Source organism: Humibacter sp., assembly GCF_051954055.1.
Lineage (GTDB): Bacteria > Actinomycetota > Actinomycetes > Actinomycetales > Microbacteriaceae > Humibacter.
The window spans coordinates 1-6386 of the sequence record NZ_JBQCIE010000006.1 but is presented as its reverse complement, the minus strand read 5'-3'; the positions used below and the strand labels follow the sequence as shown (position 1 = coordinate 6386).

Sequence of the window (6386 nt, the reverse complement as noted above, 5' to 3'; positions counted from 1 at the left end):
TGCCAGTCGCCGCGGAAGAACGACAGCACCTGGGCCGGCTGCACGCCCCTGGTGAGCAGGGCGATCGAGTCGCGGTACGTCGGGAACAACCAGTCTGAGTCGGTCAGCGCCGCGGTCGCGCCGATCTCGCACGCCTCCTGGCCGAGCGCGCTGGGATAGGTGGCGAGCCGGCCCTGCCTGGTGAGGGCACTGACCTGCACGTCGAAACGCCGGGCGATCACCATGCGGCGATAAAGATCGAGCAGGATGCCCGCATCCGGCAGCTCGAATCCCGCGGCCCGGTCGTCCGCGGCGCGTCTGCCGTGCTCGTCGATCAAGCGGATCGGCTCCGCGGTCGGCACGGCGGGATGCTCCGCCGCGTGTCCCGCAGGGCGCGCCGCACCCATGACTTCCTCGTCACTCACCCTTCCATCGTGGGCTGCCGCGGCGGCCGTCGGGCGGGCATCCGCTCACGTCGATTCAGACGGCAGAAGTGGCGTGCCGATCGCGACAATCAGGCACGGAACCGCCACCGCAACGTGCCATTCGTCCATGACCGCTGTCGGTCGACCGGGCCTGTCGAAACGCGCGCGTGTGCGTGGGATCACGAGTGCCGAGCCGGGTTTGCGGGCCACCACTTCCGAGCAATTCGCGCGAACGCGCATTCGGTGGCGCGACTACATCGGAAGGCTGGGTTTCGTTCGGTCGAACGGTGAGACGCCGCTCATCTGGGTATGTCCGAGCCGGCCGACGGCCGACCGCTGTCACAATGTGGCCATGGCCACGCGCCCTGTTACTCGCCGCGTCGCACTCGGAACCGGCATCGGTCTCGCCGCGGCTGCCGTGCTCACTGGCGCCGGCGTCGCCGTGAATGAGAACCTGCTTCCCGGGCGCTCGACGATGTACCGTGCGCTCGGCCTTGACGGCCCGGACGGTGTGGTGCCGAAGATCACGACCGGCCCGGTGGTCGCAGGATCGTTCACGTCCGGGCACATGGCCGGTCGGCCGGTTGGATACGAGATCGCCTATCCGCCGGGAACGAAACCCGGAGCCGAGCTGCCCGTCGCCGTCGTTCTGCACGGATACGGCGACGACCAACGGGCCGCGTTCTCGGCCTCGATGCGATTCGACGCCTATCTCGCGCAAGCTGTGCAGACGCGTAAGCCGTTCGCTCTGGCATCCGTTGCCGGAGGAAACGGCTACTGGCATCCCCGGGCAAACGGAACGGATGCCGGCGCGATGGTCGTGGACGACTTGCTTCCGCAGCTCGCGGCACGTGGGCTGCGCGCGCGCCCCACGGATCGCATCGCCCTCATGGGCTGGTCGATGGGAGGCTACGGAGCGCTGCGGCTCGGCGGTGTACTCGGAAAGTCGCGGGTCACCGCCGTCGCGGTCGAGAGCCCTGCTCTCTGGCATACGTTCCGCCAGGCCGCGAAGGGCGCCTTCGACGACGCCGAAGACTTCGCGCGCAACACCGTTTTCGGTCGCCAGTCCGACTTGGCGGGCGTTGCCGTCCGCATCGACTGCGGTACGGGCGACGGCTTCTACCCGAACGACCGGGACTATGCCGCCGGCTTTTCCGTGCATCCCGCAGGCGGTTTCGAAGCAGGCGGACACGACCCCGGCTTCTGGCGCCGGCTCGCACCCGCCCAGCTGGCATTCGTCGGAAACGCCCTTGCTTCCGCGGAAGCGCCTTAGCCCTCAACGTTGTGGGCCTCAGAGCGTTTGCGGTCTAGGACGTGCGTTCCGCGCTGATTCGTCTGCCTCGATCTCTTGCGCGGTGACGTGTCGTTGCAGCGCTTCGTCGCCGCAAGTCCAAGGGTTACGAGGTACGGGTGGACGACTACTGTGCCCGGTTTGAGCTTCAGGATGTCTGCGCTTTGAACATGCGCTGCAGTCTGTCGCTAGCGGGTCCAGGGGTTGTAGACAGCGGCGCCGGTCGGGTCGAAGTCGGCGATGTTGCGGGTGGCGATGGTGAGCCCGTGGGCGAGTGCGGTGGCAGCCATGAACGCGTCCCGCTCCGGGCGTGGATCGGGTACATGCAGGCGCGAAGCCAACCGGGCGACATCCCGATCGACTGGAAGGATCCGTCCGTCGAAGGCATCGAGCACGGCGCGGTCGAACCAGCGCCACAGAACCGTGGCTTGCGCCGTATCGCGACGCTCGAGCTGGCGGATGCCCAGCTCCACCTCGAAGACCGTGATCGCGCTGAGGAACTGCTGCTCCATGTCCAACGGTGCGGCCCACGTCGCCACGTTCCTGTCGATCCGGGCGGGGCTCTTGCGCAGCTCGCTCACGACGTTGGTATCCAGCAGATAGCTCACAGTTCGGCAGCTCGGGGCAGTTCGCGTGAGACGACGGGGTCGAACTCGATGTCATCGTCAGTCTGGAGAGTGTTCAACAGGCTACGCGGCGTGCGCATTGCCCGGTACTCCGCGATGGAAAGAAGCACGTAGGCTGGCTCACCGCGATCAGTGATCAGTACCGGACCAGCATCCGCGGCCCGCTTGGCAGCACTCACGTCATGGTTGAACGCGCGCGCGCTGACGGTTGTGGTCATGACACTCCCCACTTGTAGCAACGTACCTACATCATAGCGGTTTCGGCTGCTGGCGGTGCACCAGCAGCAGGAGCTGCGCTACGAGAAGACTTGCCGAGTGCCGGTCACGCGCCCCAGGAGTCGCGCGCGATTCCTGGCGCCGTGCCGTCCCACGACTCGAGCACGATGTACGAGCGGGTGGATGCGACGCCGTCCACCTCGTGCAGCTGCCGCATGATCACGTCGCTCAGGCTCTCGTGATCCGGTGCGCTCACCGTGATCACGAAGTCGATGTCACCGCTGACCGCGAGCACGGATTCGACGAAAGGGAGCGCGGAGAGCGCGGAGGCGACATCTTGCCAGCCTGGTTGCCGTTCCACCTTGACGATGACGAGCGCCGTGACGTGCAGGCCGATCGCCTTGCGGTCGACACGGGCGCCGAATCCTTCGATGACGCCGTCGGCGATGAGGCGTTGCAGCCGGTTCGCGACGGCGCTTCGCGACACGTGGACGCGTTCCGCCAGGGCTCGAACGGAGAGCCGTGAATCGGCGCTGAGCTGCGCGATGATGGCCCGGTCGACCTTGTCCACGTTCATCGCTACAGCAGCTTAAGGCCGGTCAGTACCGTCGGCGGCGATACTCGGCTCCGGGGCCGTAGATGATCACTCCGGCAGCCGGGATCAGCAGGAAGAACAGCCAGCTCCACGCCCACCCGTTGAAGACGTAGCCGCAGAGGAAGAACAGGCCGAGCGCCACGAACGGGATGAACGACATGATCGTCGCTCCCCACGGGCCACCCAGCGCTCGCGAGTGCCGGCCCCAGTCGTCATGCGGAACGGATGACACCGGCGATACGGGTCTCGGCAGGTCCGTGAACAACGGGGCGAGGTCGCTCCAGGTCACCGCGGACCGCGCCGAGGCCGAGCGCTGCTCGAACTCCTCAGCCGTCAGCCGGCCCTCATCCCTGGCCTGCGAGAGCGCGGAGACGGCGTCGGCTCGATCGCGATCGGCGATGCGTTCGTTGGGGCGCAGAGGATTCGCGTAGTCGACCATCCCCACAGCCTGCCCGCTTCCCGCCGCGGATGCCAGTGTCCGCGCGGGAGAGCATCCGGCGACCACGCTTATGAAGGCTGCGGCTCGGCGGGTCGGGCGATCAGCGGCAGCGGCGCCTCGAGCCCGACGATCGCCGCGTGCAGGTCGGGGAACGCGTGCGGCGGGTCGGCGGGTTCCGGCGGTGCCGCGCCCGCGAGCATCCTGCGGCATGCTCCGACGCGGCGAGCAAGGCCGCCGAGTTCGCGCGATTCATCGGCGGACAATGGATGCCCGTGCTCCACCCGCGCGGCGATCGCGTCGGCCGGCTCCCAGCACGCCTCGATCGCGGGGATGACATCGGCGCGGTGGACAGCTCCACGGTTCCGAAGGCGGGCCGTCCGCTCGAGCCGCAGGGTCGGCCCGAGTTGCCGGAGCCCGGTGATGGCGCCGTCGAACGAGGCGCGGTGGCGCTGGATGTCCTCGGGTTGCTTGATGCACGCCACCAGTAAGTCGGTGAGAGCGCCGAGCGCGCCGGACACCCGCCCACGCATCACGGCAGCGGTGTGCACGGGCAGCACCCACCACGCGACGGCCACCGCGAAGGCGCCGGCGACCACGATCGCGGCGAGCCGCACGAGCATCGCAGGCCCGGGGGAGGTGCCCTCCAGCTCGTGCAGGATCGAGATCATCGCGGTCATCGCCGCCGCCCACCAGCCATACCCGGTGGGACGCAGCCACAGGCCTAGCGCAAGGATGACGCCGATCGCGAGCACCGACATCCCGGCGGCCGCACCGGTGTCGGCGGCGTGCGTGGCGAACACCGACAGCAGCGTGGCCAGCATCGTGCCGCCAAGGGCGCCGACCGTGCGGTGGATGCCTTTGAAAAGCACGTCGCCGCGGCCCCGGTTACCGCTCGCCACGACGTAGCCGGTGAGCACCGCCCAGAACCAGTGCTCGCCGAACACGAGATGGCCGATGAGGAACGCGCCCGCCAGGGTTATAGCCATCTGCAGGGCCACACGCGTGCTGACGATGGGGCACATCGTCGAGTTGCGGGATGCGCGCGGTGCCGGCGAGACGTTCCGGCCGGCGGCGATCGGTGCGGTCACGGGGCGCGGCAGGAACCCGGATGCCCGCGCCGCCCACTGCAGAGCCAGGGCCACCACTGCCACGACGAGCGCCATCGCGGCCGCCCACGGCACGAAGCCTTCTCCCGGCCGGATGGGTGCGGGCACGATCAGCACGGTGATGAATGGCAGTGCGATCAGCGTGCCGACGCGCGTTGCTACCGGGCCGTATCGGCGGATCCAGATCGCACCGGAGAGCACGCACACGAACAGCGAGTCGCCGATGAGGGGCGTCTTGAACATCAACGTTCCGACCCCGCCGGCCGCGATCCCCACGAGCGGCAGCACCACGATGGGTGCCAGGCGCTGCCGCGCGCCGGCTCCGGCGCGTTCCGGCGTGAAGCTGATGGACAGCATCACCGCCAGCACCACGATGGAGATCCCTAGTCCGAATCGAATAGCGGGCACACAGGCGATCGCCGCAGTGATCAGCACTGTCGCGTAGGTGACGGCGGTCGACCGGAGGCGCAGCAGGCCGGGATCGGCGAGGCTGCGGGCCAGTGCCTTCAAACTGTTTCGCATTTTCGTAGTGATCGTTGTTACCGCGGTCAACAGGTTCAGCCGATGGCAAGTGGAGTAGTGACCCAGGTAGTAAGATACTGCTTAATGGATCCGAACGAGAATGAGCAGGCGTCCGTGCCTGTGCAGGCCGTGCGGCGAGGCATCATGCGTATGGCGCGTCGCCTCCGCAGTGAGCGCGCGCTCGGGTCGTTGAGCAGCAACAAGCTCAGCGTGCTCGGAACCCTGAGCCGGCTCGGCCCGCTGCCCGCCGGGGTTGTGGCCGAGGTCGAACGGCAGCGTCCGCAATCGCTGTCCCGCATCTTTGCCGAACTCGCACTCGAGGGGTTCATCTCCCGGGAGCGCAGCGAGGCCGATCGCCGGGAACACATCCTCTCCATCACCGACGCCGGCCGGGCGGCGCTCGCCGCCGACCTCGCTCAGCGGGATGCCTGGCTCGCCGACGCACTGAAGAAGCTGTCGCCCACCGAGCGAGGAGTGCTCGAGCTCGCCGCCGACATCATGGAACGCATGGCGATGGACGACGCGGCTCTCGAAGCGATCGACGAGCAGGCGAGGCGATCCGACTCCACCGCGTGACCCGTCAGAGCATCACGCCTGCCAGCCGCGACACCGCTTCCGCGAGCACCTCCTGAGAGCATCCGATGTTCATCCGCACGAAGCCTGCGCCCTCGCGTCCGAACGTCAGACCGCTGTTGACCGCGACCTTCGCGCGCTTCAGAGCGACCGCAGCCGGATCCTCGCCCCAGCCGACATCCGTGAGGTCGAGCCAAGCGAGATAGCTCGCGCGAGGTTCTCGGTAGCGAACCGCGGGCATCCGCTCGGCGAGCAGCCGCCTGAGCAGACGCCGGTTGTCCTCGATGGACGCGATCACTCCGTCGAGCCAGTCGCCGCCCGCCTCGAACGCGGCAGTACTGGCGATGCGTCCGAAGATGCTCGTGCGCTCCTCGACCTCCACCGGCAGCGCCCGCACGAGCTCGGTCATCCGGTCGGATGCCGTGACGAACATCGCGCACTTGAGCCCAGCAAGGTTGAACGCCTTGCTGGCCGAGTGTGCGGCGATGGTGTGCTCGCGAGCGGCCGCTGACACGGTGAGATAAGGCGTGAAGGATGCGTCGGAGTGCGTCAGCGGCGCATGGATCTCGTCGCTCACGACCACCGCACCGTGCCGCTCGACCACCTCGCTGAGT

At 68.1% G+C, this 6386-nt stretch carries 9 protein-coding genes; 2 read left to right on the top strand and 7 right to left on the bottom strand.

The genetic code is table 11. The annotated features are described in order from the left end of the window. On the bottom strand, nt 1–404 hold a 404-nt coding region (locus ACTHNC_RS00465), incomplete at its 3' end, for a thiamine pyrophosphate-dependent enzyme (protein WP_440292619.1). 352 nt (nt 405–756) lie between these two features. Between ACTHNC_RS00465 and ACTHNC_RS00460 the strand changes: the two genes are divergently transcribed. Beyond that, nucleotides 757–1677: an alpha/beta hydrolase-fold protein gene (locus ACTHNC_RS00460; RefSeq protein ID WP_440292618.1), complete on the top strand. Its 921-nt coding sequence runs from the start codon at nt 757–759 to the stop codon at nt 1675–1677. Nucleotides 1678–1883: 206 nt separating this feature from the next. Here ACTHNC_RS00460 and ACTHNC_RS00455 read toward each other — a convergent pair whose 3' ends face one another. From ACTHNC_RS00455 to ACTHNC_RS00435, 5 genes are all read right to left on the bottom strand, one after another. Beyond that, nucleotides 1884–2303, bottom strand: a complete 420-nt coding sequence (locus ACTHNC_RS00455; protein WP_440292617.1) for a type II toxin-antitoxin system VapC family toxin — start codon at nt 2301–2303, stop codon at nt 1884–1886. Next, a complete protein-coding gene (locus tag ACTHNC_RS00450) occupies nt 2300–2539 on the bottom strand; it encodes a type II toxin-antitoxin system prevent-host-death family antitoxin (protein WP_440292616.1) in 240 nt (79 codons plus the stop codon). Before ACTHNC_RS00450 ends, ACTHNC_RS00455 begins: the two co-directional genes overlap by 4 nt. 104 nt (nt 2540–2643) lie before the next feature. After that, entirely contained in the window at nt 2644–3114 is a 471-nt protein-coding gene (locus tag ACTHNC_RS00445; protein ID WP_440292615.1) for an Lrp/AsnC family transcriptional regulator, read from the bottom strand. Nucleotides 3115–3136: 22 nt separating this feature from the next. Continuing rightward, a complete protein-coding gene (locus ACTHNC_RS00440; RefSeq protein WP_440292614.1) occupies nt 3137–3571 on the bottom strand; it encodes a DUF1707 SHOCT-like domain-containing protein in 435 nt (144 codons plus the stop codon). A gap of 68 nt (nt 3572–3639) precedes the next feature. Continuing rightward, nucleotides 3640–5199: an FUSC family protein gene (locus tag ACTHNC_RS00435; RefSeq protein ID WP_440292613.1), complete on the bottom strand. Its 1560-nt coding sequence runs from the start codon at nt 5197–5199 to the stop codon at nt 3640–3642. Nucleotides 5200–5283: 84 nt separating this feature from the next. Here ACTHNC_RS00435 and ACTHNC_RS00430 point away from each other — a divergent pair, with 84 nt between their 5' ends. After that, entirely contained in the window at nt 5284–5775 is a 492-nt protein-coding gene (locus ACTHNC_RS00430; protein WP_440292612.1) for a MarR family winged helix-turn-helix transcriptional regulator, read from the top strand. A gap of 4 nt (nt 5776–5779) precedes the next feature. On the opposite strand, the gene ACTHNC_RS00425 is transcribed toward ACTHNC_RS00430, so the two are convergent. Next, nucleotides 5780–6386, bottom strand: a 607-nt coding sequence (locus tag ACTHNC_RS00425; RefSeq protein WP_440292611.1) for an aminotransferase class I/II-fold pyridoxal phosphate-dependent enzyme, incomplete at its 5' end; no start/stop codon positions are given.

What these genes read in the sequence shown, in the direction of transcription:
- ACTHNC_RS00430 (WP_440292612.1), top strand. Translation starts at nt 5,284, where the DNA reads ATGGATCCGAACGAGAATGAGCAGGCGTCCGTGCCTGTGCAGGCCGTG.
- ACTHNC_RS00445 (WP_440292615.1), bottom strand. Translation starts at nt 3,114, where the DNA reads ATGAACGTGGACAAGGTCGACCGGGCCATCATCGCGCAGCTCAGCGCC.
- ACTHNC_RS00460 (WP_440292618.1), top strand. Translation starts at nt 757, where the DNA reads ATGGCCACGCGCCCTGTTACTCGCCGCGTCGCACTCGGAACCGGCATC.
- ACTHNC_RS00440 (WP_440292614.1), bottom strand. Translation starts at nt 3,571, where the DNA reads ATGGTCGACTACGCGAATCCTCTGCGCCCCAACGAACGCATCGCCGAT.
- ACTHNC_RS00450 (WP_440292616.1), bottom strand. Translation starts at nt 2,539, where the DNA reads ATGACCACAACCGTCAGCGCGCGCGCGTTCAACCATGACGTGAGTGCT.
- ACTHNC_RS00435 (WP_440292613.1), bottom strand. Translation starts at nt 5,199, where the DNA reads ATGCGAAACAGTTTGAAGGCACTGGCCCGCAGCCTCGCCGATCCCGGC.